Below are 25,261 nucleotides of genomic sequence, written 5' to 3'. Positions count from 1 at the left end.
CCAGTCTCTGTACAGCGGTTACGCCATGGACGTCTTTAGCCAACCCGTTGCGATTGTCTTGCTTTGCGCCAGCGCTTATCTGGCGGGTTCCGTGCTGTTCGCGATACCAGTGTGCCGCCTCTGGAAACTGCCAGATCCTCGCGCCCTGGGTTCCGGCAACCCCGGAGCCACCAATGTGTACCGGGCAGGTGGCTGGCAACCCGCGCTGGCAACCCTGGTGCTGGATGCGTTCAAGGGCTGGTTGCCCGTCTGGCTCGGTCAAAGCCTTGGCATGTCCATTCTGGTGCAGGCCATGATTGCCCTGTGCGCGGTGACCGGACACATGATCCCGGCATTCTATCGGTTCAAAGGCGGCAAAGGTGTTGCCACGGCCCTCGGGGCAGGGTTGGCACTGGCGCCGCTCACCACCGCCATCATGGCAGGCTTGTGGCTGGGCGTGATGTGGCGCTGGCGCATTTCAGCCGTGGCCTCTCTGGTGGCGATCACCAGCGGCCCACTCATCAGCGCCCTGCTGGAACCGGAAACCCTGCCCCTGTTCGGACTGCTGACCCTGCTGATTGTGGTGCGTCACCGCAACAACCTGATTCGCCTGGCCCAGGGGCGGGAAACCGGACTCTAGCGTCTGATCAGGCTAGTCCACGAGGCCGTTCTGACGCGGTTCCGCCACTGGCGGCAAAGTGTTCATAGGCCACCGGGGGACCGCCACAATCCGCTCGCCATCCTGCTGACCGGCCTTTAGCCGCTGCGCACCGGCATAGGCAATCATGGCACCGTTGTCGGTGCAGAACTCCGGACGAGCGTAGAACACTGAACCACGCAGCTTTTCTGCCATGGCTTCCAGTGACGCCCGCAACCGCTTGTTGGCGCTGACCCCGCCGGCAATGACCAGCCGCTTACACCCTGTTTGCTCCAGGGCTCTGCGACATTTGATGACCAGGGTATCAACTACCGCAGCTTCGAACGCCAGAGCAATGTCTGCTTTTACCTGCTCATCCAGCGTACCTTTATCTTTTGCGTCGTTCACGGTGTTCAGGGTGAAGGTTTTCAGGCCGCTGAAGGAAAAATCCAGGCCGGGACGATCGGTCATCGGGCGGGGAAAACGGTACTGCCCCTCTCGACCCTTTTCCGCAAGGGCAGCTACCCGGGGGCCACCCGGATAATCCAGCCCCAGCATTTTCGCAGTTTTATCGAACGCCTCGCCGGCGGCATCATCCACCGATTCACCCAGCATCTGGTACTCACCAATGCCATCCACCCGCACTAACTGGGTATGGCCACCGGACACCAGCAGCGCGACAAACGGGAACGCCGGCGGATTGTCCTCCAGCATGGGCGCCAGCAGGTGACCTTCCATATGATGCACGCCCAACACCGGAATCCCCAGTGCAAACCCCAAGGCATGCGCCACCGAGCCGCCCACCATCAGGGCACCCACTAACCCCGGCCCGGCGGTATAGGCGATACCTTCGATATCGGAACGGGCTTTACCGGCTTGAGCCAGTACCTCATCGCATAAAGGAAGCAGCTTGCGGACATGATCCCGGGAGGCCAGCTCAGGCACCACGCCGCCATAATCGGCGTGCATACCGATTTGACTGTAAAGGGCATGGGCCAGCAGTCCCCGCTGAGCGTCAAACAGGGCTACACCGGTCTCATCGCAGGAGGTTTCAATACCAAGAATCAGCATAATGGGCACTACATCCAAGGGGTGTCGGGTACGTGGGCGGCATTTTAGCAGAAACCCGAAAGCTTCCGGCAGTTTCGTTGAACAGTGATTGACCTTGGCCAGCCCAGCGGCTATCATTGCCGCCCTAAATTAGCACTGGTCGAGTTTTAGCCAATCTGACCAGGGATCGAGCCCGTACGGCACTGGCCGACGGAACAAATTGAAACCGAATCTATCAGGTAGGTGATTTTCGAATGCCAGCTGTTAAAGTGAAAGAGAATGAGCCGTTTGACGTAGCACTGCGTCGCTTCAAGCGTTCCTGCGAGAAGGCCGGTGTACTGTCTGAAGTACGTCGTCGTGAGCACTACGAGAAGCCGACCGCTGTTCGTAAGCGTAAAGCAGCTGCTGCCGTTAAGCGTCATCTCAAGAAGCTTCAGCGGGAACAGCGCAAGTTCGAGCGTCTGTACTGAGTTCAGGCGCGCATCGACTGCACAACTGATTGCCGGAACGGCGTTTCGCCCCACCCGGCAAGCTGAAAATGCCGCCGAGGCCTGGCTTCGGCGGCATTTTTGGCTATGGCGAAAATGCCTTCGCACCCGGCACCCCGGCTGAAGTGGAGCCACCATGAGCGGATTGATCCCTCAACGCTTTGTTGAAGACCTGCTGGATCGCATTGATCTGGCGGAGCTGATCGGTTCGCGCATCACGCTGAAAAAAGCCGGAGCCAACTACAAGGCCTGCTGCCCGTTTCACGACGAGAAGACGCCATCATTTAACGTTCGACCGGACAAAGGCTTCTATCACTGTTTTGGCTGTGGAGCCCATGGCGATGCCATCAGCTTTGTTCGCGAATTTGAGGGCCTGGGTTTCACCGAAGCGGTAGAAGAACTGGCCAAGCGTGCCGGGCTGGAAGTGCCGTACGACCGAGCTGCCAAACAGGAAATGCAACAGGCGCGGACACTGACCGATGCCCTGGAGTTTGCCAACCGGTTCTATCACTCAGCACTGACCAGTCAGCAAGGCGGTTATGCCCGGGACTACCTGAAGCAGCGGGGACTGGATGAAAACATTATCCAGCAGTATCAGATTGGTTTTGCACCGGGCACCGGCACGGCACTTTACGACGCCGCCCCGAAGGATCTTAAAGCACCACTGATTGAGACCCGCACGGTGTCGGACCAGTACGGCCGCCCCAGGGATCTGTTCCGCAACCGGGTTATGTTTCCCATCCGGAACACCCGAGGCAAAACCATCGCCTTCGGCGGGCGCACGCTGGGCGACGACAAGGCCAAGTACATTAACTCGCCGGAATCGGACGTTTTCCACAAGAGCCGGGAAATCTACGGCCTGTTCGAGGCCCGGCAAGCCATTCGACAACTGGACAAGTTGCTGGTGGTCGAAGGCTATATGGATGTGATTGCGCTGGCCCAGCACGGCATCCATTACGCGGTGGCGACTCTGGGGACGGCCACCAACCAGGACAGCCTGACCGCACTGCTTCGGCACGTTCGGCATATCGTGTTCTGTTTTGACGGCGACCAGGCAGGTTTTCGGGCAGCGGACAGGGCCATGGAGAACGCCCTGGAGCTGATGGCAGACGGGCTGCACCTGCAGTTTCTCATGCTGCCAGAAGGCGAAGACCCGGACACACTGGTGCGCAAAGAAGGGCCGGACGCATTTCAGAAGCGTATTGAGGGCGCTACACCCTTCTCACGCTATCTGTTTGATCGCCAGAGCGAGGGCCTTGATCTGCAGTTGCCCGAACACCGAGGCGAACTTCGGGCACGGGTTGAGCCCTTGCTGAACAAGATGCCCCGCAGCACGTTGCGGGACGCCATGTGGCACGAAATGCTGCGCCTTTGCGGCGGCCGCAACCAGTGGCAGAACCGCCAGCAGGGCCAGAATACCAAGGCACGGGGCTGGCGCGGTGAAGGCAAGAGCCGGCCCACGGAAGAGCGGATTGACGTAAAACTCAGCAAAGACAGCACCTTGTGCCTGGCCTTGCTGGAAGCACCGGAACTGGCAACCGAAGTGAAAGCTCTGGCAGACAGCACCCGGCAGCTTGAACGCGCGGGGCGTTTTGCCCGCTGGTTACTGGAAGAAAAAATTCAGACCCGCAAGACACTGGTCGCGGGGCTGGCCACGAACAAACAGGCCAGGGACAGGTTTTACAACCTGTTTGACGAACTGGAGCACATACCGGCCCGGGAAAGCACACTGGCGGCTGCCAGAGAGCTGTTAAGCCCGAATGAAGAGGCCGCGCGTCAGCAGAGGCTGGCAACCCTGCTCCGGAACCTGGCACAGCTTTCCCCGGAAGAACGGGAGGAGCTGCGAACGCTCAGCGCCGGTACGTTAAATCCGAAGGCTGAAAGCTGAGCACTTGAAACCTGTTGCCCTGATCACCATCTAACCATTCGGTGGCAGCGCAACCGAGCGACAGCTATAATGGCTGTTTAACTTTTTTCCTTTTTAAAAGCGAGTTCACAGGGTGTCTATGTCAGGCAATTCGCAGAAATCACGTTTGAAAGACCTCATCGCACGAGGCAAGGAACAAGGTTACCTGACTTACGCCGAGGTAAACGATCACCTCCCGGAAGATATCGCAGATCCGGATCAGGTTGAAGACATTATCCGGATGATCAACGACATGGGTATCCAGGTGTGCGAAGAGACACCAGACGCGGATACCCTGCTGATGACCGAAGGTGACTCCACTGCCGACGAAGCTGCTGCCGCCGAAGCCGCTGCTGCTCTTGCCGCCGTTGAGACCGACGCTGGCCGCACCACCGATCCGGTGCGCATGTACATGCGCGAGATGGGCACCGTTGAGCTGCTGACCCGCGAAGGCGAAATTGTCATCGCCAAGCGCATCGAGGAAGGCATTCGCGATGTCATGGCCGCTGTAGCACATTTCCCGGGCACCGCCGGCACCGTGATTCAGGCCTACGACCGCATCATCGAGAATGAAGGTCGCATCAGCGACATCGTCACCGGCTTCCTCGACCCGGACGACGCCGAGCCGTTCATGGGTGAAGACACCAGCACCGAAGACACCTCTGCTGATGACAGCGATACCAGCAGCGATGACGACGATGACGACACCTCCAGCGAAGACGACAACGACAACGGGCCAGATCCGGAAGAAACCCGGCTGCGCTTCGAGCTGCTGAAAGAGAAGCTGGACGCTGCCGAGAAGGCCTTGGCCAAACACGGCCGTGGGCACAAGAAAACCCAGGAAGCCCTGAACGAACTGGGCCAGGTTTTCGCCCCGTTTAAGCTGGCCAACAAGGCGTTTGACGAACTGGTGAACGTCGTTCGTTCAACCAACGACCTGGTCCGCGAGAATGAGCGCGCCATCATGCAGATCTGTGTACGCGACTGCAAAATGCCGCGCAAAGACTTCATCAAATGGTTCCCGGGCAACGAAACTGATCTTGAGTGGGCCGGCGAAATTGCCGCCACCAAAAAGCCCTATGCGGCCGCTATCGGTGAGCGTGTAGATGAAATCGTTCGCCTGCAGAAGCGCATCCAGAACGTTCAGACCGAAGTGGATCTGGACGTGGCCGACATCAAGGAAATCAACCGCCGGGTGTCGATCGGCGAGGCGAAAGCCCGCCGCGCCAAAAAGGAAATGGTTGAGGCCAACCTGCGTCTGGTTATTTCCATCGCCAAGAAATACACCAACCGCGGCCTGCAGTTCCTGGATCTGATCCAGGAAGGCAACATTGGCCTGATGAAGGCGGTCGACAAGTTCGAGTACCGTCGTGGCTACAAGTTCTCCACCTACGCTACCTGGTGGATTCGCCAGGCCATCACCCGCTCCATCGCGGATCAGGCCCGCACGATCCGGATTCCGGTGCACATGATCGAGACGATCAACAAGCTCAACCGCATCTCCCGCCAGATGCTGCAGGAGATGGGCCGCGAGCCCACACCCGAGGAGCTGGGCGAGCGCATGGACATGCCGGAAGACAAGATCCGCAAGGTGCTGAAGATCGCCAAAGAGCCGATCTCCATGGAAACACCCATTGGTGACGACGAAGACAGTCATCTGGGCGATTTCATCGAAGATATCCAGGCTCTGTCGCCAGTGGATTCAGCCACGGCTGAAGGCCTGCGCGAAGCCACCCGCTCCGTGCTGGCCGGCCTGACCGCTCGGGAATCCAAAGTACTGCGCATGCGCTTTGGTATCGAGATGAACACCGACCACACTCTGGAAGAAGTCGGCAAGCAGTTCGATGTTACGCGGGAGCGTATCCGTCAGATCGAAGCCAAGGCCCTGCGCAAACTGCGCCACCCTTCCCGCTCCGATCACCTGCGCGGCTTCATTGACGACCAGGGCAACGGTTAATCCCCAAGACAGTAGCGGGCGCCACCCCTCGTGGGTATAATGGCGCCCGTTTTCTTTTCCGGGCCTATAGCTCAGTTGGTTAGAGCAGGGGACTCATAATCCCTTGGTCGCTGGTTCGAGTCCAGCTGGGCCCACCATCTCCCAAACTCCTCCCCCAACCCGCACCCAACTCACTCCTGTCCAACTTATTTACACATACGCCTCCAACCTTCTCTTAAGCACTGCCCAAGCCTCTGTTTTAACGTCAAATAATCCTATTGGCACACACTGTGCTGAAAGTCAGACGTAAGTACAGATCGCGGCTTCGCCGCACTGCGTTCAGGGCTTGCCCTGAGAGAAGGTGAAAAATGAAACAGATTACAAAGCAGATAACACACGTTATTGCGGCTCTGGCATTAACCTGGTCTGCTGGGGCTATGGCCCTGATCCTTGGCCCCGCAGACGCCGACAAAACTGTCGACGTAGGCCCCCCAAATCCAGCGCTTGACGCCGGTGACGTTGCAGCCCTTTTTGGAACGTCCGACCTCACTTTGCTTTACAAGTCCAACTACGAAGGCCCGGAAGAAGGCTCCTACCAATCCTTCTACTCCACCAGTTTCACCGGAGACCCTAACAACGCGGTGATCAGCTGGGATGGCCCGGACTACATTGTGTGCCCTGAGTGTTACCTGGTTGTCAAAGACGGCAACGAGCCACAATACCTGTTCAACATCGGCAGCTGGAATGGCCAGGACGTACTGGATCTTCAGGGCTTTTATCCAAACAGAGGCGCCATTTCTCATGTAGCGATCTTTGGCAAGTCCGTTCCTGTACAGGTTCCTGAGCCAGGAACACTGGGCCTGCTGGGACTTGGCATTCTGGGCATGCTCACAATCAGAAGAAAGTTACAAAAATCCGCCTGAGTGTCGACATTTTTTACATGCCACTAAAGCTCCCCTTGGGGAGCTTTTTTTGTGCCCGTTCACAAAACCGCAAACATTAAGTAACAGAAATACACGGAAGCCCACCTTTTAAGCTCATGAGTTTTCGGCCGTTTTAGACAATTCTTGAGGTACGCGGTTCTACCGACACCCTGTCGTGTCAAAAATGCCAACGTCCCGATCAGACAAGCCTCATACACTAAAACCTGAACAAGCGTACCAGTCCTGAAAGGAATCCCTCGGGACTGAGCACAAAAACAATGAGTGAACGGAGTGTATACATGGTTCTTTCCCCCCGATTCTCAGTACGGGCGGTATCCCTTGCCGTTGCAGCAGTTTCCGCCTCCCTGTCCATGCCCACCAGTGCCAGTATGGGCAACCTGGGCACCAGTTATGGTGTAATGCCGGTCGATGTGGCCACCGCCCAGTCCCTTTCGATGTTCAATGAGCAGGTTTCTGCCACCTACTACAATCCGGCAGCACTGACGAAAGATCCTCGTGGCGAGCTTACGGCGGGTATCCTTCATTCTGAACAGGAGCTGCGCTCCGATAATCCCAACGCCAGCGGGGACATTGTCTCCGACTCTCCGAGCCAACACGTTTTGATCGGCATGAAGACCAACCTTGGGTCACTCACCCGGTTCGGGCACCCCATCTATCTCGGGTTTATTGCGGGCGTGGAAAAGTACGGTAAGGAGATGCTGGCTTTCAGCTCTGAAACCAGCGAGAGCGGACAGTTCCTTCAATACGGGAAAGAACCTTTGTTCCTTAACATCGGTGGTGCAACCCCGATCTGGCGCGGTATTTCCGCCGGTGCTTCGGTTCGGGTAACGCTCGAAGCGACCGCTAATCTTGATGCCGTCTCGACGCTGGGCGGCGAAACCAGCCGTGAGCGCCTTGCGGTCAATGCCGAGCCTTCTCTGAAGACCATTCTGGGCACGAACATCGATCTGGGCAGCACATTTTGTCCTGAATCTGACTGTTTCCTGAACGGATGGGAAACGGCGCTGACCTACCGGACGAAGTCATCGGCCTCAACCACAGTCGACTCCAACATCATCGTGACCCAGACTATCCCGGATCCCGGGCTCAGCCTGGCTGTGACAACCATCGACTCATTCCAGCCGGAAACGATTGCCATCGGCACACAATACTCCGGTGACGGCTGGCGCATCGGCGGCAGTATCGAACAACAGAACTGGTCGGAACTGGAAGACGAATTCAGCGGCGACTCCATCAAGGATCAAGGTTCCGTGGCCTCCGGAAACCGGATCGGTTTCGACGACATCCTGATTCCCCGCCTTGGTGCGGAATATCAGTTGAACAAGAACTTCGCCCTTCGTGGCGGTGTTGCCTACGAAGAGTCTCCCCTTAAAACCACTCGTAATCCGGAGCTCAACTACCTGGATACCGACAAACTGGTGGTTGGCCTTGGTATCAGTGCCACTTACGACCGCACCCGTCTGCTGGCCTACCCGGTGCGGCTCGACCTGGGCTATCAGTACCAGCAACTGCAGGAGCGCGACTTCACCGTGGTGGACTACGACGGTGACGAAACCAGTGTCACTGCCGATGGTGATATCCACGTATTCAGCGGATCCATCACCCTGAAGTTCTGAGGAGGCTTGCCATGAAGTACAACAAGACCCTGGCACTGATTCCGGCCATTTTGCTGGCCGCCTGCGGCGGTGGCGACAAACAGTCCATTGACGAAAACCCAGACCCGGCTCGATGGTCTATTCCTTCCCGATGGATGGGCAGGCTGATATCAGCCCGAAAGCCGACATCGTGCTGCGCTTCTCTCATGCGATTATCGATGATGAAGCAACCCTGCAGAACAAGATCACCCTGCAGAGTAACGACCAGCCCCAGCCCTTTACCGTGACCTTGATCGATAATGGCAAAAGTCTGAAGCTTGAGCCTGCTAACCCGCTTGCAACCGGCGAAGAATTCACCGTAACCTTCCAGGAGCCGCTGGCCGCCGAGGGCGGCCGGCAAATCACTACTCCGAACGCTACTGGTGATGACGGCATCCAGTTCGCAACCCGTGGCGCCTATGCGGGTCTCGCGGGGCTGGCCAACACCGCAGACACTTTCGACATTGCCTGGCAAGTGCCCGCCAGCGACAGCCCATTCCAGGCCATGAATTTTTCGACCTTCCGGTTTGCCATGACGCAACCGGTTCATCCTGAATGGCAATCACTCGGCGGCAGTATTCAGCTACAGGACGCCAGCGGTGAAGAGGTTCCGGCGACGGTACTGGTTAAAGGCAACCGCATTACGGTTGACCCCTGCGTAACCCCCGAACTGTCGCAGTGCGGCAGCAAGCAGGATATTCTCGACACCGGTGAAACCTACACCCTGCATTTGACCAACCTCGCTAGCCTGACCGACAGCAGTGAGGACAACCGCTTCACCGGGGAATTCACCTTTACCCCGAGAGACACGGGCCCAACGGTTGTATTGCAACAAACCGCCGTAGATTCCGGCAACGGTGAGCTGAGCTCTGTGCTCAACGGCCAGGCCCTCAATGCGGTAACGCTCAACTCAGTACTCCAGGGCGAAGCCGGCCCCTCTCAACAAACCGGGGACCTGTTTGCCGAGCTCGCATACGCCCCGGCGTTTGATGCTGACGAAGCACTGCCGCTGCGCATTCCCAAGGGCAGTGTGCTGAAAAGCACCAGCCTGAACGTACTCGTGGGTGGCAAGGTACAGGTTCTGGATGCCGCGACCGGCGAAGACCAGCAAACCGGCACCATCAAAGTGACCATGCTCTCGGATGCATCCGGCTACATGAGCCCGAACCAGTACACCGATGACATCAATGCCCCGCGGCATATCACCCTGTTTATGGACGTATCCATGAACACGGAGGCAGCACAGCCGAATGCCGCGCTGTCCCAGGATCTGATGGGGGTTGAACTGCGCGGTATTGCTCTGGTTCGGGACGGCGTTCTGACCATCGACGCCATCGGCATGGTGGAACCAAACCTGCTGGGCCAGGAATTCACCGATTCCACCATTGCCTTCCATCTGCAGGCCGCAACCGATGCCGACTCGGTTCTGGATGCCGAAAACCTGCGGGAACTGGATGCCACACCACCCAGCCTGGTGAGCTGGATGCCCGGCCCTGCGAACGCCGTTCCGGCAACCCGACAGTCCATGCAGCGCCCGGGTGACCCGATCATTCTGTTCTTTGATGAGCCGCTTGATCCGGCATCTGTCGAGAATGGTGTCGAACTCATTGAAAATGGTGCACCGGTAACTAACCTTCAGGCTCGGTTGGACGGAACAGCGCTTGTGCTTAATCCACAGGGTGGCTTGAAGCATGGCGTACCGTATTCCGTGTCTGTCGACGGACTTAGACCTGGCGGGCAACCGCGCGATGGTTTCTCCGTTAAGCTTTGAGCTCGATAGCATTGAAGAAAACGGTAGCCCGGGAAATAAAGGATTCCCCCTGGCGTTGACGACCTACCCTGGCTACCCATGTGAAACCGACTACGAAAACACCCTGGATCTGGAAAACGGCGTATTCGGGAAATGCTGGACCGCCGACGCCAACAACGCCGGTGACGTGTTACCCGTCAGCAAAATGCCGGCGGACCGGCCAATCACGGTCGTGTTTTCCAAGTCTCTCGATCTGGATTCAGTCATCGTCGGTGAGACCTTTACCGTTCAGGAAATTGCACAGGAAGCAAACGGTACCGTTACCGTCCTGAACCAACAGGTGGCAGGCCGATTAGAGAAAAACAACCAGCGCATCCGGTTCTACCCAGAGCAGCCGTGGCAGGTCGGTGCGCATTACCGCTACATTCTGGCCTCCTCAGAGCAGAGCGGCACTTGCACTCCTGGACAGTACACGTCGATTTGCGATGAGGACGGCATTCCACTGAAAACGGATCTGCTGGAAGGCGTCGATGACGGTGACGGGAACAATGGCCCTGATAATCTTGAGATCGTATTTACCGGTTCGGAAGCGCGCTCCACAGTCTTCACGCCGCTGCGGAATCTGCCGATTCGGGACACCAATTCGAATCTTGTGATTGACTGCAATGACCTCGGCAGCGAATCGTGTCTTGAGCCATTCAATCACCAGGGGAGCGATAGTGAAGGCTTTTTGCCCTCGGCAAACGCCGCAAAACTACTCGTAACCCAGGACCATGCCGAGGATGCCCGGGTTGGTTGTGCGGTTGACGGTGCCGATTGCCCTCGCAAAAAGTTCATCTATCAGACCTACGCTCTGAATACGGAGGTTATTGGGCCTACTGTGGATCCCGACACCGGGCGAGACGCCGTCAAAGTGCTGCTTTACCCAACCCAACTGGCGACCACGTCTCTCGACGTTCACCTGTCGTTGCTGAGCACGGTTTCCAGCACCGGGCCCCAGGTATTAAGAATGCGCTACGCCAAGGACGACCCTGAATGTACGGGAGCATCCTGCGCCAGAAACAGCCTGATTCCGGGTTACATCACCGAGAATGATCAGGGTGAGACGATTTTCAAAACCAAAGCCGAGCTGTTTCTTGATGCCCCCGGGTTGAAGGCAACCGCGTCCATCCTCGGAATTCCCACAGACTTGCCACTGACTCACAACCTCTTTGGCTATCCTTTCACACTGGAACTGGAAGGTCGTGTGGTGTTCTTTGATGATGGCCGGATGCAGATCGAACAACGGAACTTCAATGTTCCCCACATCGACGTAGAGGCTGTCGCCCTCGGAATCATCAATACGGAAATCCCATTGATCATCCCCGAGCAAGGCGTCTACCTGAACTTTATCTCCAACCCGGTGAAGGAGATTCCGGCTCAGCACGAATAGAACAGGGGTTACTCAGGTCTACCCTCCTCAGGCCAGTCTCCGGACTGGCCTTTTTTGTTGGCCTTTCGGGGCCACAATCGCAATCGGTTTTTCATTCCGGGTCGTTTTCCTGATAATCTGGTTGCAATATGAAACCCAACAACAAGAATTCCGGGAGAGCCTGCATGGAAAACGGCGTCCACTACCGCACCTGTCACCTCTGCGAAGCCATGTGTGGCGTTGCCATTGAGGTCAACAACGGCAAAATCACCAGTATCAAGGGCGACGATCAGGATCCTCTGAGCCAGGGCCACTTCTGTCCCAAAGCGGTCGCACTTCAGGATCTGCATGAAGACCGGGAGCGCCTGAAGAGGCCGATACGCAAAACAGCCCAGGGCTGGGAAGAGCTATCCTGGGAGGACGCCTTTGACCTGGTTGCCGAGAAGCTTCATGGAATTCGGAAAACCTACGGCCGGAACAGTATCGGGGTCTACCTGGGCAACCCCAATGTTCACAATCACGGCGCCCTGATGACCACCATGCCGTTTTTGCGGGCCATCGGCACCCAGAATCGCTTCTCTGCCACGTCCAACGACCAGCTACCGCACATGTTGGCCAGCCTGGAGATGTTTGGTCACCAGATTCTGTTTCCGATTCCGGACATCGACAATACCGACCTGTTCATCTGTATTGGCGGCAACCCGATGGCCTCGAACGGCAGCCTGATGACCGTACCGGACATCCGGGGCCACCTCAAAGCACTGCGGCAACGCGGTGGGCAACTCATCGTTATTGACCCCCGACGCACCGAAACCGCCCGCCTGGCCGACGACTTCCATTTTATCCGGCCCGGCACCGATGCCTTCCTGCTGATGGCCATGGTACACACTCTGTTCGAAGAGAACCTGGTGGACCCTGGCGCGGCCGAGCGGCTGGTGAAAGACGTGGATCTTCTTCGCCTGGCCGCCCTGTCGTTCTCACCGGAAGCGGTAACCAGGCACACCGGCATTGAGGCTGAGGCCATCCGCCAGCTGGCGCGACAGCTGGCGAAAACGCCACGGGCAGCCCTGTATACCCGAATGGGCACCAGCACTCAGGCGTTTGGCGGTACCACCACGTGGCTGGCGTACTGCCTGAATATCCTGACCGGCAAGCTGGATATACCCGGTGGCGTACTGTTTACACAACCGGCGGTGGATCTGGTGGCACTCGGCGCCATGTCCGGGCAGCGCGGGCATTTCGGTAAGCGCCACAGCCGGGTTCGCGGTCTACCGGAATTTGCGGGAGAGTATCCGGCCAGCACCATGGCCGATGAAATGCTTACACCGGGCGAAGGTCAGGTCCGTGCCTTTGTGACCGTGGCCGGCAACCCTGTGCTATCAAGCCCTAACGGCCAGCGACTGGAGTCAGCCCTGGAGGGGCTGGATTTCATGGTGTCCGTGGATTACTACCTGAACGAAACCACCCGCCATGCCGATGTCATTCTGCCGCCAACGGCGGCCCTGGAGCGCAGTCACTATGATCTGATCTTCAGCCAGTTTGCCGTACGCAACGTAGCCAAGTACAGCGAAGCACTGTTTCCGGCAGCGGACGACGCCCGCCACGACTGGCAGATTCTGCTGGAGCTCGCACACCGTCTGGAGCAACAGCGCAAAGGCGGGCGCCTGCCCCTACGCTCGGAAATGGGCTGGAGGGCGTTCAAAAAACTGGGACCAGATCCGATTCTGGATCTGCTCTTGCGAACAGGCCCCTATGGTGCCGACGCCGGCCCGGTGCGCCCATTCGCCCAAACCGCCATCGAACTGGTGATGGACATTCTTCCGGAGCGTAACCCCCTCAAAGGCCTGGCCCGGCTGAGCCCACTCAACCGACGTTGGGATGAATTACCTAAAGGCCTATCACTTTCTGCTCTGAAAGCCGCACCGCATGGTATCGACCTCGGTCCCCTGCAACCGGCGTTACCGGAAAGGCTGTTCACCCGCGATGGTCTGATTCAGATGGCACCCCGCCGCTATCTCGCGGATGTGGAGCGCATGCAGGCTAACCTTGAATCTGCCCCCGCTGACGGCCTGCTGTTGATTGGCCGTCGCCATGTCCGCAGCAACAACTCGTGGATGCACAACAGCCAGCGTCTGGTCAAAGGCAAAGGCCGCTGCACCCTGCTTATCCACCCGGACGATGCCAGCAAACGAGCGTTGAACCCCGGAGATCATGCCGAGGTTTCGGTTCAGGGGCGAGACGTGGTGATCCCGGTGGAAATCACCGAAGACATTATGCCGGGTGTGGTGTCCATCCCCCACGGTTGGGGTCACCATCGATCAGGCACCGGCCAATCAGTGGCATCGTCCCACGCCGGGGTCAGCATCAACGATCTGTTGGATGATGCCCTGGTGGATCCGGTTTCGGGAACCTCGGTCTTGAACGGCCAGGCGGTTGATGTCAGAGTCTGGCAACCCGAACCTCAACAGAAACAGGCCTGATAGCGGCCTCTTGAACAAACAGGAGTGTAACCATGCCCAGAGGGCTGCAATTGGTCTTTATTGCCATCGGGCTGGTTATTATCGGTGTGTTACTGGTGTATATCTGGCGCCAATCCAGGCTGTTGTCCGAACAGCGGCTGCGCCAGAAGAAAACCGAGGAGTTTCAGGCCCGGCGTCGGGACGAAATGATTGAAAGTATCCGGATTATCGCCATGGCGGTAGAGGAAGACCAGGTGGAGTATTCCGAGGCCTGTCTGAGATTCAAGGGTCTGCTGGATTACCTGGCCCCGGAACTGCTGGAAAAACCACCCTTTCAGGTGTTCCAGACGGTGCACGACAAGATTCAGCATATGCCCACCCATCGGGCGAGGAAGAATACCGACTCCGCGACCATCCGGGAAATGGACAAAGAACGGTTTGCGGTGGAAAGGGAGTATTCCGATGAAATCCGTCGGGCTGCTACCGCAATCCGACATCATCGTTTTGACTGACGCCAGGCTTTTGTAATTTTTTGTTACAGACCGCACATCTGCCCGAAAAATATGTCAAAGCAAATCAATAGCTTTGAGCCCCAAGAGAAAATGACACCATGCTCATTTATGTAATCTGCATGCGATCACCTTTCCTTTTCCCGGAGCTTGTCTAAATTTAAAAACAGGAGGCCGCTCCCACCACACTGGAGCACCCTCCCCGTTGTTTTCTCCTGACAAGTTTGGACGACTCTGCAACAAGCGGGTGAACTTGCCGGCCTCAAAGGCCGGCCCTTTTTTATCCGCCCTGGCTCATCATCCCGGCCATGGCCATAATGCTGTCTTTTCGGCGCACCAGCTCATCAAACTGTTCCTGAACCATTTCCCTGTCCAGTCCCAGCTCATCATAAACAGCGTGTGTTGCAGGCTCACCCGCCCCCAAGGCAACGCCCCGCTCGGTCAGCAACTGCCGCCCCAGCCACAAAAGACGGGCATATACATTGTGAGGCCCGTCATAGGCAGGATTCTTCTGGTAACGAATGGCCAGTGTCACCTCGTCCGGCATACCCCAGTTTTCCATCAACTGCGCCGCAATCTGCTCCCGGGTGATCCCCAGCAGGTAATGCTCAATGACACTGGAATCAATGTGCGGGTTCACCTCCAGCGACCGGCAGACCAGCTTGAAATGCGGCGGGAACACCTGAGCCAGTACCAGATGCCCGAAGTTATGGAGCAAACCCGCCAGGTAGGCGAGGCCAAACAGAGGTCGCTGCCCTCGAGGCATCATGCTCGCGAGAATACCCGCAGACTGAGCCTGCCAGATGGCCTGCTGCCAGTAATCCACATAACCGTCCGGATGATCCTTCGGGTGCTTCAGGGCACGCCCCAGCGCCAGGCCCATGGCCAGGTTCATCACAAGATCAAAACCCAGTACCCGGGACACCGCATCGTGGACGGAACGCACCTGCCCTGCAGCGGCGTAGAACGATGATGATGCCCAACTCACGACCTGGGCTGCCAGGCTTGGGTCGCTCTCCACCACATCCACCAGGTCCCCCATTACCGCATTAGGGTTTACCCGCAGATGAATGATGCGCTGAGCGGTCTCAGGCAACGGCGGCAGCTCCAGCGTATCCTCCAGTCGCTGCTGAATACGCAAGCCGGTGAACTTTTTGATGGCGGAATGCAGCTGGTCACGGTCGGCGACGTGATTGTCAAGATTGACGGATATATTCGCGGTATCCACCGCAAAATCGTGTCGGGCGGCCTTTGCCGTCAAATGGCGGAAATCTTCCCCCGGCATCATCAGGCCCAGGTCCTGTTCCCCCAACTCCAGCGCGACCGCCTCGAGTTCATCCACACGCCGGTCAACTACGGTCGGCCAACCGGTGAGTGATGGCAGCGCCGGCAACTCCTGAAGCCCGGCTTTCTGGCGGACCCGAACCTGCTCGCGCCGCTGCATCATTCTCAGATCCCGGCCCAGACGCTTATTCAGGGCTTCCAGATCGAGCATATCGTTGCGACGGCAGATGGCCTGCAGATTACCTTGATCGTCGCTGAGCAGTACCATTCGGAGCAAATGGCCGGTATCAATCTGGCTTACGCTCCGGAACGATACACCGGGGGCGTTATCACCAAGTGCCTGCTGTACCACAACAGGAAGTTCCATAGCATTCTCCGGACAAAGGTTATCAATCAGTTTTCATGCATTTTGCAGTCATTAACGCGACATTAACAGGCCAATATCGGCCACGAGCACAGGCGTTATGAAATTCATGATCAACACTATACGTCGCCATAACGAATTTTCTCACCCAGCCACCGTCGGATAAGTGCTGAGACTACCCGAGGCTCCCTCATCAGGCTCGGAGCCATGTCACGAATGGGTTCAATCCAACCCTTGTCGCGTTCAAAATCGGCCAGGCGAAACTGCATCAAGCCAGTCTGGCGAGTACCCAGCACTTCTCCAGGCCCCCGAATCTCAAGATCCTTTTCGGCGATAAAGAAACCATCCTGACTGTCCCGCAGCGCCTGTAACCTGGCCTTGCCATTATTGGACAGGGGCGGGTGATACATCAGCACGCAGAAACTGGCTTGCTCACCGCGGCCAACCCGGCCCCGCAGCTGATGTAACTGCGCCAGCCCGAGCCGCTCCGGGTTCTCGATAATAATCAGAGAGGCATTGGGCACATCGACGCCGACCTCGATCACCGTGGTAGCTACCAGCAAGTCCAGTTCACCGTCTTTGAAACGCTCCATTACCGCGGCTTTTTCCTGGGCTTTCAGGCGGCCATGAACAAGGCCAATGGACAGGTCCGGCAACCTCTCAACCAACTCCTGGGCGGTCACTTCCGCCGCCTGGCACTGAAGCGCCTCGGATTCTTCAATCAGAGTGCATACCCAGTAGGCCTGCCGCCCTTCCCTGCAGGCCTTGCGTACCCGCTCAATGATGTCGTCCCGGCGGCTCTCCGGCAGCACAATCGTTTCGATGGGCTTGCGCCCCGGCGGCAGCTCATCAATCACGGAGGTATCGAGGTCGGCATAGGCGCTCATGGCCAGGGTTCGCGGTATGGGCGTCGCCGTCATGATCAACTGGTGCGGTGCCAGCGTTCCGCCAACCCCTTTCTCTCTCAGGGCCAGCCGCTGGTGCACGCCAAACCGGTGCTGTTCGTCGACAATTACCAGCGCCAGGCGCTGGAATACCACGTCATCCTGAAACAGGGCATGGGTACCAATGGCAATCTGCGCACGACCCTCGGCGACCGCACTCAACGCTGCCTGTCGGGCTTTGCCTTTCACCTTCCCCGACAACCAGGCTAACTCCACACCCAATGGCTCCAGCCAATTTCGGAAGTTCTGATAGTGTTGCTCCGCCAGAATCTCGGTAGGTGCCATCAAGGCTACCTGGGCGCCAGCTTCGATGGCTTGCAGGGCCGACAGAGCGGCGACCACGGTTTTTCCCGAGCCGACATCACCCTGAACCAGGCGCAGCATCGGCACCGGCTGGCTCAGATCCTGCCGGATATCGGCCATCACATGGCGCTGGGCACCGGTCAGACTAAACGGCAGTTGCTCCAGAAATCGCTCTGCCCGGTCTCCCGCTGGTAGCAGCGGCAAGGCCTCCCGGGCCTGTATCTGCTCCCGGACCTGCAACAGGCTAAGCTGATGCGCCAGCAACTCCTCCATCACCAGCCGCTGCTGAGCCGGGTGCTTTCCCTCTACCAGCAGATGCACCGGGGCGCCGGCCGGAGGCAAATGCACCAGGCGAACAGCCTCGGTTATGCCGGGCAACTGGTAATCCGCCAGCAACGCCGGTGGCAGCCAGTCCTTGATAGGATATCGGTCAAGATAGGCCAGGGCCTGCTGGCACAGTCCCCTGACCCGGGGTTGTTGAATGCCCTCGGTCAGCGGATACACCGGCGTGAGCGTTGCCTGGTCGGCCGGCGGCATGGCAGGAGGATTGGTCTGGTATTCCGGATGGTAGAATTCGTAGCCGGCCCGGCCCGGGCGCACCTCGCCAAAACAGCGCACTCGCGTGCCTTCAGAGAGCTGGTTTTTCTGGGCGGCATTGAAGTGAAAAAACCGCATCACCAGAAACCCGGTGTCATCCCGCAGCGTCACCTGCAGGCTGCGCCGGCGGCCCATCACCAGATCGGCCTTCATGACCTCACCTTCCACAACGGCAATATCGCCAATGCGCAGGCTACCCATAGGCACCACGCGGGTGCGGTCTTCATAACGGTAGGGAAGATGGAACAGGAGATCCTGAATGGAATGGATACCCAGCCTGGCAAGCTTTTCCGCCAGGGCGCTTCCTACGCCCTTGAGCTGGGTTACCGGGATGTCATCCAGTGACGTCATACGGCCCTCAGGCGCTTTCGGCAACCGCCGGTGTGTCGGTTTTGGCTTTTTCAATAACCCGGCACTGGCTAGCCGCCAATGACAGTACATCGATGGCTTTGGGCCGCGGGAAGGTTACACGCCAGGCTAGCGCCACGGTTCGGAAAGGCACCGGCGCCGCAAAAGGCCGCACCGCAAGGATATCTTCCTGGTATTTTATGGCGGTGGCGGCCGACAGCGGCAGTACCGTAATACCCAGACCGGAGGCCACCATGTGCCGGATGGTTTCCAGCGAACTGCCCTCGGTCACCAGCTCCGGTCTGCCGTTATCCGCCCGTTTGGTGATGGCATCCACCAGGGGCGGACATGACTCCAGCACCTGATCCCGGAAACAGTGGCCGGGCCCGAGCAGTAACAATTGCTCTTTCGCCATCTCTTCGGCCGTCACCTGCTCCTTCTCTGTCAGCGGATGATCCGCTGGCAACAGCACCACAAACGGCTCATCGTAAAGCGGCAGGGTTACTACTTCCGGCTCTTCAAACGGCAGGGCAATGATGATGGCATCCAACTCTGAGTGCCGCAGCTTCTGGCGCAGGCTGGCGGTGTAGTTCTCTTCTATGTACAGGGGCATGTCTGGCGCCGCTCTGCGCAGCTCCGGTAATAAATGCGGGAACAGGTAGGGTCCGATGGTGTAAATCGCGCCGACCTTCAATGGCGAATTGAGCTGATTCTTGCCGTCCTGCGCCATATCCTTGATCACGCCCACCTGGTCCAGAACCCGCTGGGCCTGCTCAATGATACGCTGGCCAACTTCGGTCACCCGAATACTGCTTTTGCTGCGCTCGAACAAGGGGATACCGAGCTCATCCTCAAGCTTTTTAACCGCAACGCTAAGAGTCGGCTGGCTGACATGACAGCGCTCTGCGGCGCGGCCAAAATGCCTTTCCCGGGCAAGCGTAACAACGTATCGTAACTCGGTGAGGGTCATGGTGAGCTCCGGTTGACGTACTCAGGTCGAAGTTTCACTTACTTTATCAGCCAAAGGATAAGGATTGAAATTGTCTATGGCAATGACTGATGACAAGCAAAAGGCACAAATTCTGGTGGCAGGCTGCGGCAAGCTCGGAGGTGACATTGCCACGGTTCTGCGGGGCGCCGGAGACGTATACGGGCTGCGCCGCAACCCGGATCGGGTTCCCCAGGGAGTGACCGGGATCGGGGCAGATCTGACCCACCCGGAATCCATGGCTGGCAAGCTTCCGGAACACCTGGACATCGTCGTCTATTGCCTGACGCCATCCAGCTACGACGAAGAGGGTTATCATCAAGCCTATGTCACTGGCCTCAAGAACCTGCTCAACGTCATCGGTGAGCAATCCCTCAAACGGCTGATCTTCATCAGCAGCACCAGCGTCTTTGCGCAGAATGATGACAGCTGGGTCGATGAGAACAGCCCTGCCGATCCGGACCGGTTCACTGGTCAACAAATCCTCCAGGGCGAACGTACCGCCCTGAACAGCGGGCATCCAGCCACCGTTGTTCGCTTCAGTGGCATTTATGGCCCCAGCCGTCAGCGTTTTCTTGAGGAAGTCCTGGAAGGCCGCATGAACCCCCAACCACCCGCGCCTTTCAGCAATCGCATACACGAAGTGGATGCCGCCAACGCTGTGGCATGGCTTGCGCAAAAAGCCCTGAACGGTGAGGACCTGGAGCCACTGTACGTCGCCAGTGATTGCGAGCCGGTTCGGCTGGATGAGGTGGTTGATTGGGTGCGAACTCAGGTGCCGTGCAAAGCCCCGGTGGAAGGCGCCCGTAAAGGCGGGCGGGCCGGTAGCAAGCGCTGCAGTAATCGAAAACTGCTTCAGAGTGGCTTTGAATTCCGGTACCCCGACTATCGGGCGGGGTACCGGGAGATGATCAGCAAGCTCTGACGCTTAGCTGAGCACCATAACGGCTTCCATTTCCACCGGAACGCCTTTCGGCAGCGCGGCTACACCGACGGCGGCGCGTGCCGGATACGGCTCCTGGAAATAGGTGGCCATGATCTCGTTGACAGTGGCGAAGTTGGCCAGGTCCGTCATGTAGATATTCAGTTTGACGATGTCCTTCAGCTCGCCACCGGCCGCTTCACACACGGCTTTCAGGTTCTCGAACACCTGACGGGTCTTGGCGGCAAAGTCGCCCGCCACCACTTCCATGGTTTCCGGGTCCAGCGGAATCTGGCCAGACAGATACACGGTGTCCCCGGCTTTAACAGCCTGAGAGTAGGTACCAATCGCCTGAGGGGCGTTTTCGGTCTGGATAACAGATTTGTTGGTCATGACCTGCAATTTCCTCTTTTCCAAAACGCCAATCGTCACCTTTGGGCGTAGCCACTGTCAACCACGCAAAGGTCTCAGTGCCGAACCCGGCCGATATGGGTCACTGCACGAATGTTCCGGACCCTGCGCATCACCCGCGCCAGATGCTTGCGGCCATTCACATGCACCACGAGGCTGACGATGCCGAAGCGCGCGTTCTGGTCTTCCACACTGATGCGCTCGATGTTTCCGTCTGCCATGGCAACGGCGTTCGCTACTTCGGCAATCACCCCGCGCTGGCGCTCCAGTTCAACCCGAAGCTCCACCGAGAATTCATCGGTAATGTCCTTGGCCCACTTCAGGTGGGTCAGCCGGGCACGGCCTTCATCGTCCTCAGGCAGGCGGGAACAGGTATCTGAATGAATTACCATGCCGTTGCCAGAGTCCATCACACCAACCACCGGGTCCCCGGGAATGGGTTTGCAACAATTGGCAAAGCGTACCAAGAGCCCTTCGGTGCCGCGTATGGTGACGGCGCCCTGCTTGCTGTCCGGGGCATTTTCCAGGTTGGCCGGCGCGTCCATCACGTCATTGCCAGACACCAACTGACGGGCCACCAGATAGGCCATACGGTTACCCAGACCAATATCGCTGATCAGATCATCAAAGCTGTTGACCTGGTTGTGATTAACCACCGCCTGTTTCTGAGCATCGCTGATATCCGACAGTTTGGCACCAAAACCCTTGAGCGAACGTTTGAGCAGGGTGCGACCCAGCTCCATGGACTCGGTCCGCTTACGGGTTTTGAGCACATGCCGAATACTGCTTCGGGCTTTGCCGGTCACCACGAAGCTGAGCCAGGCAGGATTCGGGCGGGCGCCAGGCGCGGTGATGATTTCCACCGTCTGCCCGCTTTGCAGCGGTTGACTCAGAGATGCCAGATTGCGATTGATCCGACACGCCACAGAGGCATTGCCGATATCGGTATGGATTGCATAGGCGAAGTCCACCGGGGTGGCCCCGCTTGGCAGCTCCATGATCCGGCCCTTGGGCGTAAACACATAGATCTCGTCCGGGAACAGGTCAACCTTGACGTGTTCAATGAACTCCATGGAATCATCCGCGCGTTCGCGCATTTCCATGAGCCCCTTCACCCACCGATCTACCCGGGATTGATTGATGGTGGTCACGCCGGAGGCTTCGTTTTTGTACATCCAGTGGGCAGCAATACCATTGTTGGCAATGTGCTCCATTTCCTCGGTCCGGATCTGGATCTCGATGTTCACGTGCATGCCGAACAGGGTGGTATGGATGGACTGATAGCCATTCGACTTGGGCATGGCAATGTAGTCCTTGAAACGCCCGGGCAGGGGTTTGTAAAGACTGTGTACGGCGCCAAGTATGCGATAACAGTTGTCCTCGGTATCCGTAATAATCCTGAACGCATACACATCCATGATTTCATGGAAGGATTTCTGCTTGAACTTCATCTTGTTATAAATGGAGTTCAGGTGTTTCTCCCGCCCCAGAATGCGGCCCGGAAGCCCACGCTCCTCCAGCTTTTCCTGCAGCTTTCCCCGGATGTCTTCAATGATCTCCCGGTGACTGCCACGAAGCTTCTCCACCGCCTTGGAAATGTACTTGGCGCGCATGGGATAGAGCGAGGAAAAGCCCAGATCTTCAAGCTCGGTACAGATGGAATGCATGCCCAGGCGATTGGCAATGGGCGCATAGATATCAAGGGTTTCAGTGGCGATACGCAGGCGCTTCTCGTACGGCATTGGGCCAAGGGTGCGCATGTTGTGCAGACGATCCGCCAGCTTCACCAGAATCACCCGGATATCCTTGGCCATGGCCAGGGTCATCTTCTGGAAGTTTTCCGCCTGGGCCTCCGCCCGGGAGCGGAACTCAATCTGGGTCAGCTTGGAGACTCCATCTACCAGCTCGGCCACATCCTCTCCAAACTGTTCTGCCAGCGCATCTTTTGGAATGCCGGTATCTTCAATGACATCGTGAAGCATGGCTGCCATCAGGCTCTGATGGTCGAGCCGGAGGTCGGCAAGAATTCCGGCCACAGCCAGGGGGTGGGTAATATAACGGTCGCCGCTTTTACGCATCTGGCCTTCGTGGGCCTGCTCGGCGTAATAGTAAGCCCGTCGCACCTGATTGATGCGATTGGTATCGAGGTAGGAACTGAGCTCTCTGGCCAGTTCTTCTACCGTTGCCTCTGCTGCGACCACCGCGCCTCCATCGTTCTCAGTGTACCGGGGACAAAAAAGCCCGAATGCGTGCATCCGGGCTTCCGTTGTCCTTCCTGGCAGGTTCTATAGTTACACTATAAAACTGCGGAGGCAGATTTCAATGCTTCTCAATTACCGGCACGTATTTTTACGCATCGCCGGCAACCGGACGAACTCAGTCGTCGTCTTCTTCCAGCAGAAGATCGCGGGTCACCTTGCCTTCTGCAATCTCACGCAGGGCAATAACGGTCGGCTTGTCATTCTCTTCCGCAACCATCGGCTCGGCACCCTTGGTGGCGATCTGGCGGGCGCGTTTGGTGGCCAGCATGACCAGCTGGAATCGGTTATCTACGTTTTCCAGACAATCTTCAACGGTAACTCGTGCCATTATCTTCCCCGAACAAAAAGAATCACTGATTTAGCAGACCGCGTAGTTTACTGGCCCCGGCTCAATTTGTATACAGTGAAAACCACCATCACCCGTGAGCGGACAAGTCCCGCAGCAACTCACCGTAGCGAACCTGCTGGGTGGCCATTTTCAGCCGCTGACTGCGGACAATGGCCAGCAGATCAGCTAATGCCACGGCAAAGTCATCGTTGACCACCAGGTAATCAAACTCGACCGCGTGCCGGCACTCTTCCTCCGCCTCCGACAGCCGCCGTTCGATGACTTCCGGCGCATCAGTACCACGGCCAACAAGCCGCTGGCGCAGGATTTCAGCCGAGGGCGGCACAATGAAAATGCTCACACATTCCGGAATCAGCCGGCGCACCTGTTCCGCCCCCTGCCAGTCAATCTCCAGGATCACATCCTGCCCGGTAGCGAGAGTTTCCCGCACCCACACCTGGGAAGTGCCATAGTAGTTGCCGAAAACATCCGCATGCTCCAGGAAATCACCCCGGGCAATCATGGCCTCGAACTCATCCCGGCTGATGAAGTGATAGTTCACGCCATCCTGCTCTCCATCGCGCATAGGGCGAGTGGTGTGGGATACCGACACCCCCAACTGGGAATCCTGACGGAGCATTTCCGACACGAGGCTGGTCTTGCCCGCGCCGGAAGGAGCGGAAATCACAAACAGGGTACCCTGCCCACCGGCCTGCTTCATGGCTTGAAGACTCCTGAACAACAGTTTGCGGCCAACACGCATGGCCAGAAAGCGGCAAATTATACGGGGTTTGACTTATCTCCGCATCCCGGCCCGGGTTCAGCTGTTAGTATGACCGAAAACACCCACAGTAAACGGATACCGACATGGAAAAACTCCTGATCATCATGGACCACCACCATAAAGACCAAACCGCCCTCGCCCGTGGCGTGGCACTGGCCCGGGCAACGGGCGCAGCGGTGGAGGTCGTGGCGTTTGTGCATGAATACCTGGATGCCCTGCCGGGCGACCCGGAGGTGCAACAACGTGCCAGGCAGGCACTCATGGAGCATCGCCAGAAATGGCTGGAACAGATGCTGGCGCTGGCCGATTGCAATGATCTGAAGATCCATGCCCGAACGGTCTGGGAAAAACACATTCACCTGTGGGTAATTGCCCAATGCCAGAAAGAGAAAATCGGCGCCGTGGTGAAAACCGGCCATCGCTCAGAAACCTTCCTGTATACCCCAACCGACTGGCACCTGATTCGCGAATGCCCGGCACCGGTGATGCTGGTGGCTGAGAAAAAATGGAACAAGGCTTGCCCGATTTTAGCGGCGGTGGACCTGAGTTCCGACAAGCCCGTGAAGAAAGCCCTGAACAATCGCATTATTGATCGCGCGTGGCATCTGGCAAAGGCTCTGGGAACGGAGCTGCACCTGGTGCACGCGCTTCATACATCGGTGGTTCTGGCGGACCTGGACATCATTGACCCGGTGGCTCACGCCAGAAAACGGGAAGCGGCGCTGAAACCGCACATTGAGCACCTGTGCCACACCTGGCACCTGACGCCGGAACAGGTCCACATCGAATCTGGCCCTGCTCAAAAGATCATCCCGAGCGTTGCCAACAGGATCAAGGCCGACATGGTCGTCATCGGCACCACCGGCAAAACCGGCCTGGCTGCCCGGGTCATCGGCAACACGGCCGAAAAGGTGCTCACGCATTTGCGGACCGACCTGCTGGCCATCAAGCCGGCGGAGTAAACCGCACGAACGCCGGGGTGGCACCAACCGCCCCGGCTCATACCTCACTCCAGATTCTGCAC

At 57.8% G+C, this 25,261-nt stretch carries 18 protein-coding genes, 1 tRNA gene and 1 pseudogene; 12 read left to right on the top strand and 8 right to left on the bottom strand.

What is annotated here, in order from left to right:
- Positions 1-25: 25 nt before the first annotated feature.
- Positions 26-619, top strand: coding sequence for a glycerol-3-phosphate 1-O-acyltransferase PlsY (gene plsY / locus QPL98_RS09915; protein ID WP_014420447.1), 594 nt, complete (start codon positions 26-28; stop codon positions 617-619).
- Between the two features lie 12 nt (positions 620-631).
- Here the strand turns inward: plsY and tsaD are convergent, their stop codons facing one another.
- Positions 632-1,687: a tRNA (adenosine(37)-N6)-threonylcarbamoyltransferase complex transferase subunit TsaD gene (tsaD, locus tag QPL98_RS09910; RefSeq protein ID WP_011784191.1), complete on the bottom strand. Its 1,056-nt coding sequence runs from the start codon at positions 1,685-1,687 to the stop codon at positions 632-634.
- Positions 1,688-1,920: 233 nt separating this feature from the next.
- On the opposite strand from tsaD, the gene rpsU reads away from it, so the two are divergent.
- The 9 genes and pseudogenes from rpsU to QPL98_RS09865 all read left to right on the top strand — a co-directional run bounded on the left by rpsU (position 1,921) and on the right by QPL98_RS09865 (position 14,706).
- On the top strand, positions 1,921-2,136 hold the full coding sequence (gene rpsU, locus QPL98_RS09905; protein WP_007153483.1) for a 30S ribosomal protein S21: 216 nt from the start codon (positions 1,921-1,923) through the stop codon (positions 2,134-2,136).
- Positions 2,137-2,290: 154 nt separating this feature from the next.
- Complete coding sequence (dnaG, locus tag QPL98_RS09900; RefSeq protein ID WP_303293175.1) at positions 2,291-4,042, top strand: DNA primase; 1,752 nt, start codon at positions 2,291-2,293, stop codon at positions 4,040-4,042.
- Positions 4,043-4,160: 118 nt separating this feature from the next.
- Entirely contained in the window at positions 4,161-6,017 is a 1,857-nt protein-coding gene (gene rpoD, locus QPL98_RS09895; protein ID WP_011784189.1) for an RNA polymerase sigma factor RpoD, read from the top strand.
- 60 nt (positions 6,018-6,077) lie between these two features.
- Positions 6,078-6,154 (top strand) — tRNA-Ile (locus QPL98_RS09890).
- Between the two features lie 210 nt (positions 6,155-6,364).
- Positions 6,365-6,919 (top strand): PEP-CTERM sorting domain-containing protein, encoded by a 555-nt coding sequence (locus QPL98_RS09885; protein WP_022991880.1) that lies wholly within the window; start codon positions 6,365-6,367, stop codon positions 6,917-6,919.
- A gap of 299 nt (positions 6,920-7,218) precedes the next feature.
- Positions 7,219-8,556 carry an alkane uptake protein AupA gene (gene aupA, locus QPL98_RS09880; RefSeq protein ID WP_023008010.1) on the top strand — a complete coding sequence of 446 codons (1,338 nt, stop codon included), beginning with the start codon at positions 7,219-7,221 and terminating at the stop codon, positions 8,554-8,556.
- An 11-nt stretch (positions 8,557-8,567) separates the two neighbouring features.
- Positions 8,568-11,756 (top strand): annotated as a pseudogene (aupB, locus tag QPL98_RS09875) (alkane uptake protein AupB).
- A 164-nt stretch (positions 11,757-11,920) separates the two neighbouring features.
- Positions 11,921-14,215, top strand: a complete 2,295-nt coding sequence (locus tag QPL98_RS09870; RefSeq protein ID WP_303293174.1) for a molybdopterin-dependent oxidoreductase — start codon at positions 11,921-11,923, stop codon at positions 14,213-14,215.
- Between the two features lie 32 nt (positions 14,216-14,247).
- A complete protein-coding gene (locus QPL98_RS09865) occupies positions 14,248-14,706 on the top strand; it encodes a DUF2489 domain-containing protein (RefSeq protein ID WP_014420409.1) in 459 nt (152 codons plus the stop codon).
- Between the two features lie 277 nt (positions 14,707-14,983).
- On the opposite strand, the gene QPL98_RS09860 is transcribed toward QPL98_RS09865, so the two are convergent.
- The 3 genes from QPL98_RS09860 to QPL98_RS09850 all read right to left on the bottom strand — a co-directional run bounded on the left by QPL98_RS09860 (position 14,984) and on the right by QPL98_RS09850 (position 19,513).
- Positions 14,984-16,354 (bottom strand): aminoacyl-tRNA deacylase and HDOD domain-containing protein, encoded by a 1,371-nt coding sequence (locus tag QPL98_RS09860; protein WP_303293173.1) that lies wholly within the window; start codon positions 16,352-16,354, stop codon positions 14,984-14,986.
- 116 nt (positions 16,355-16,470) lie between these two features.
- Positions 16,471-18,546: an ATP-dependent DNA helicase RecG gene (gene recG, locus QPL98_RS09855; protein WP_303293172.1), complete on the bottom strand. Its 2,076-nt coding sequence runs from the start codon at positions 18,544-18,546 to the stop codon at positions 16,471-16,473.
- A gap of 7 nt (positions 18,547-18,553) precedes the next feature.
- Complete coding sequence (locus tag QPL98_RS09850; protein ID WP_011784172.1) at positions 18,554-19,513, bottom strand: hydrogen peroxide-inducible genes activator; 960 nt, start codon at positions 19,511-19,513, stop codon at positions 18,554-18,556.
- Between the two features lie 76 nt (positions 19,514-19,589).
- Between QPL98_RS09850 and QPL98_RS09845 the strand changes: the two genes are divergently transcribed.
- Positions 19,590-20,456: an NAD-dependent epimerase/dehydratase family protein gene (locus tag QPL98_RS09845; RefSeq protein ID WP_303293171.1), complete on the top strand. Its 867-nt coding sequence runs from the start codon at positions 19,590-19,592 to the stop codon at positions 20,454-20,456.
- A 3-nt stretch (positions 20,457-20,459) separates the two neighbouring features.
- Here QPL98_RS09845 and QPL98_RS09840 read toward each other — a convergent pair whose 3' ends face one another.
- From QPL98_RS09840 to gmk, 4 genes are all read right to left on the bottom strand, one after another.
- Positions 20,460-20,846, bottom strand: coding sequence for a RidA family protein (locus tag QPL98_RS09840; protein WP_011784170.1), 387 nt, complete (start codon positions 20,844-20,846; stop codon positions 20,460-20,462).
- A gap of 74 nt (positions 20,847-20,920) precedes the next feature.
- Positions 20,921-23,119: a bifunctional (p)ppGpp synthetase/guanosine-3',5'-bis(diphosphate) 3'-pyrophosphohydrolase gene (locus QPL98_RS09835; protein ID WP_014420405.1), complete on the bottom strand. Its 2,199-nt coding sequence runs from the start codon at positions 23,117-23,119 to the stop codon at positions 20,921-20,923.
- A 121-nt stretch (positions 23,120-23,240) separates the two neighbouring features.
- Positions 23,241-23,453 (bottom strand): DNA-directed RNA polymerase subunit omega, encoded by a 213-nt coding sequence (gene rpoZ, locus QPL98_RS09830; protein WP_011784168.1) that lies wholly within the window; start codon positions 23,451-23,453, stop codon positions 23,241-23,243.
- Positions 23,454-23,541: 88 nt separating this feature from the next.
- Positions 23,542-24,174 (bottom strand): guanylate kinase, encoded by a 633-nt coding sequence (gmk, locus tag QPL98_RS09825; RefSeq protein ID WP_303293170.1) that lies wholly within the window; start codon positions 24,172-24,174, stop codon positions 23,542-23,544.
- A 146-nt stretch (positions 24,175-24,320) separates the two neighbouring features.
- Here gmk and QPL98_RS09820 point away from each other — a divergent pair, with 146 nt between their 5' ends.
- Entirely contained in the window at positions 24,321-25,199 is an 879-nt protein-coding gene (locus QPL98_RS09820) for a universal stress protein (RefSeq protein ID WP_303293169.1), read from the top strand.
- The last annotated feature ends 62 nt before the right edge of the window (positions 25,200-25,261 follow it).

This window comes from Marinobacter sp. ST-43 (genome assembly GCF_030541085.1).
Taxonomy (GTDB): Bacteria; Pseudomonadota; Gammaproteobacteria; order Pseudomonadales; family Oleiphilaceae; genus Marinobacter; species Marinobacter nauticus.
The sequence above is the reverse complement of the archived record's forward strand: the minus strand, read 5'-3'. Positions and strand labels throughout refer to the sequence as shown.

Bases quoted from the DNA above. Each gene is read 5' to 3' on its own strand.
- QPL98_RS09885 (WP_022991880.1), top strand. From the start codon at position 6,365: ATGAAACAGATTACAAAGCAGATAACACACGTTATTGCGGCTCTGGCA.
- QPL98_RS09850 (WP_011784172.1), bottom strand. From the start codon at position 19,513: ATGACCCTCACCGAGTTACGATACGTTGTTACGCTTGCCCGGGAAAGG.
- QPL98_RS09870 (WP_303293174.1), top strand. From the start codon at position 11,921: ATGGAAAACGGCGTCCACTACCGCACCTGTCACCTCTGCGAAGCCATG.
- rpsU (WP_007153483.1), top strand. From the start codon at position 1,921: ATGCCAGCTGTTAAAGTGAAAGAGAATGAGCCGTTTGACGTAGCACTG.
- gmk (WP_303293170.1), bottom strand. From the start codon at position 24,174: ATGAAGCAGGCCGGTGGGCAGGGTACCCTGTTTGTGATTTCCGCTCCT.
- QPL98_RS09860 (WP_303293173.1), bottom strand. From the start codon at position 16,354: ATGGAACTTCCTGTTGTGGTACAGCAGGCACTTGGTGATAACGCCCCC.
- QPL98_RS09835 (WP_014420405.1), bottom strand. From the start codon at position 23,119: ATGCACGCATTCGGGCTTTTTTGTCCCCGGTACACTGAGAACGATGGA.
- plsY (WP_014420447.1), top strand. From the start codon at position 26: ATGGACGTCTTTAGCCAACCCGTTGCGATTGTCTTGCTTTGCGCCAGC.
- aupA (WP_023008010.1), top strand. From the start codon at position 7,219: ATGGTTCTTTCCCCCCGATTCTCAGTACGGGCGGTATCCCTTGCCGTT.
- QPL98_RS09865 (WP_014420409.1), top strand. From the start codon at position 14,248: ATGCCCAGAGGGCTGCAATTGGTCTTTATTGCCATCGGGCTGGTTATT.
- recG (WP_303293172.1), bottom strand. From the start codon at position 18,546: ATGACGTCACTGGATGACATCCCGGTAACCCAGCTCAAGGGCGTAGGA.
- rpoZ (WP_011784168.1), bottom strand. From the start codon at position 23,453: ATGGCACGAGTTACCGTTGAAGATTGTCTGGAAAACGTAGATAACCGA.
- tsaD (WP_011784191.1), bottom strand. From the start codon at position 1,687: ATGCTGATTCTTGGTATTGAAACCTCCTGCGATGAGACCGGTGTAGCC.
- QPL98_RS09820 (WP_303293169.1), top strand. From the start codon at position 24,321: ATGGAAAAACTCCTGATCATCATGGACCACCACCATAAAGACCAAACC.
- dnaG (WP_303293175.1), top strand. From the start codon at position 2,291: ATGAGCGGATTGATCCCTCAACGCTTTGTTGAAGACCTGCTGGATCGC.
- QPL98_RS09845 (WP_303293171.1), top strand. From the start codon at position 19,590: ATGGCAATGACTGATGACAAGCAAAAGGCACAAATTCTGGTGGCAGGC.
- QPL98_RS09840 (WP_011784170.1), bottom strand. From the start codon at position 20,846: ATGACCAACAAATCTGTTATCCAGACCGAAAACGCCCCTCAGGCGATT.
- rpoD (WP_011784189.1), top strand. From the start codon at position 4,161: ATGTCAGGCAATTCGCAGAAATCACGTTTGAAAGACCTCATCGCACGA.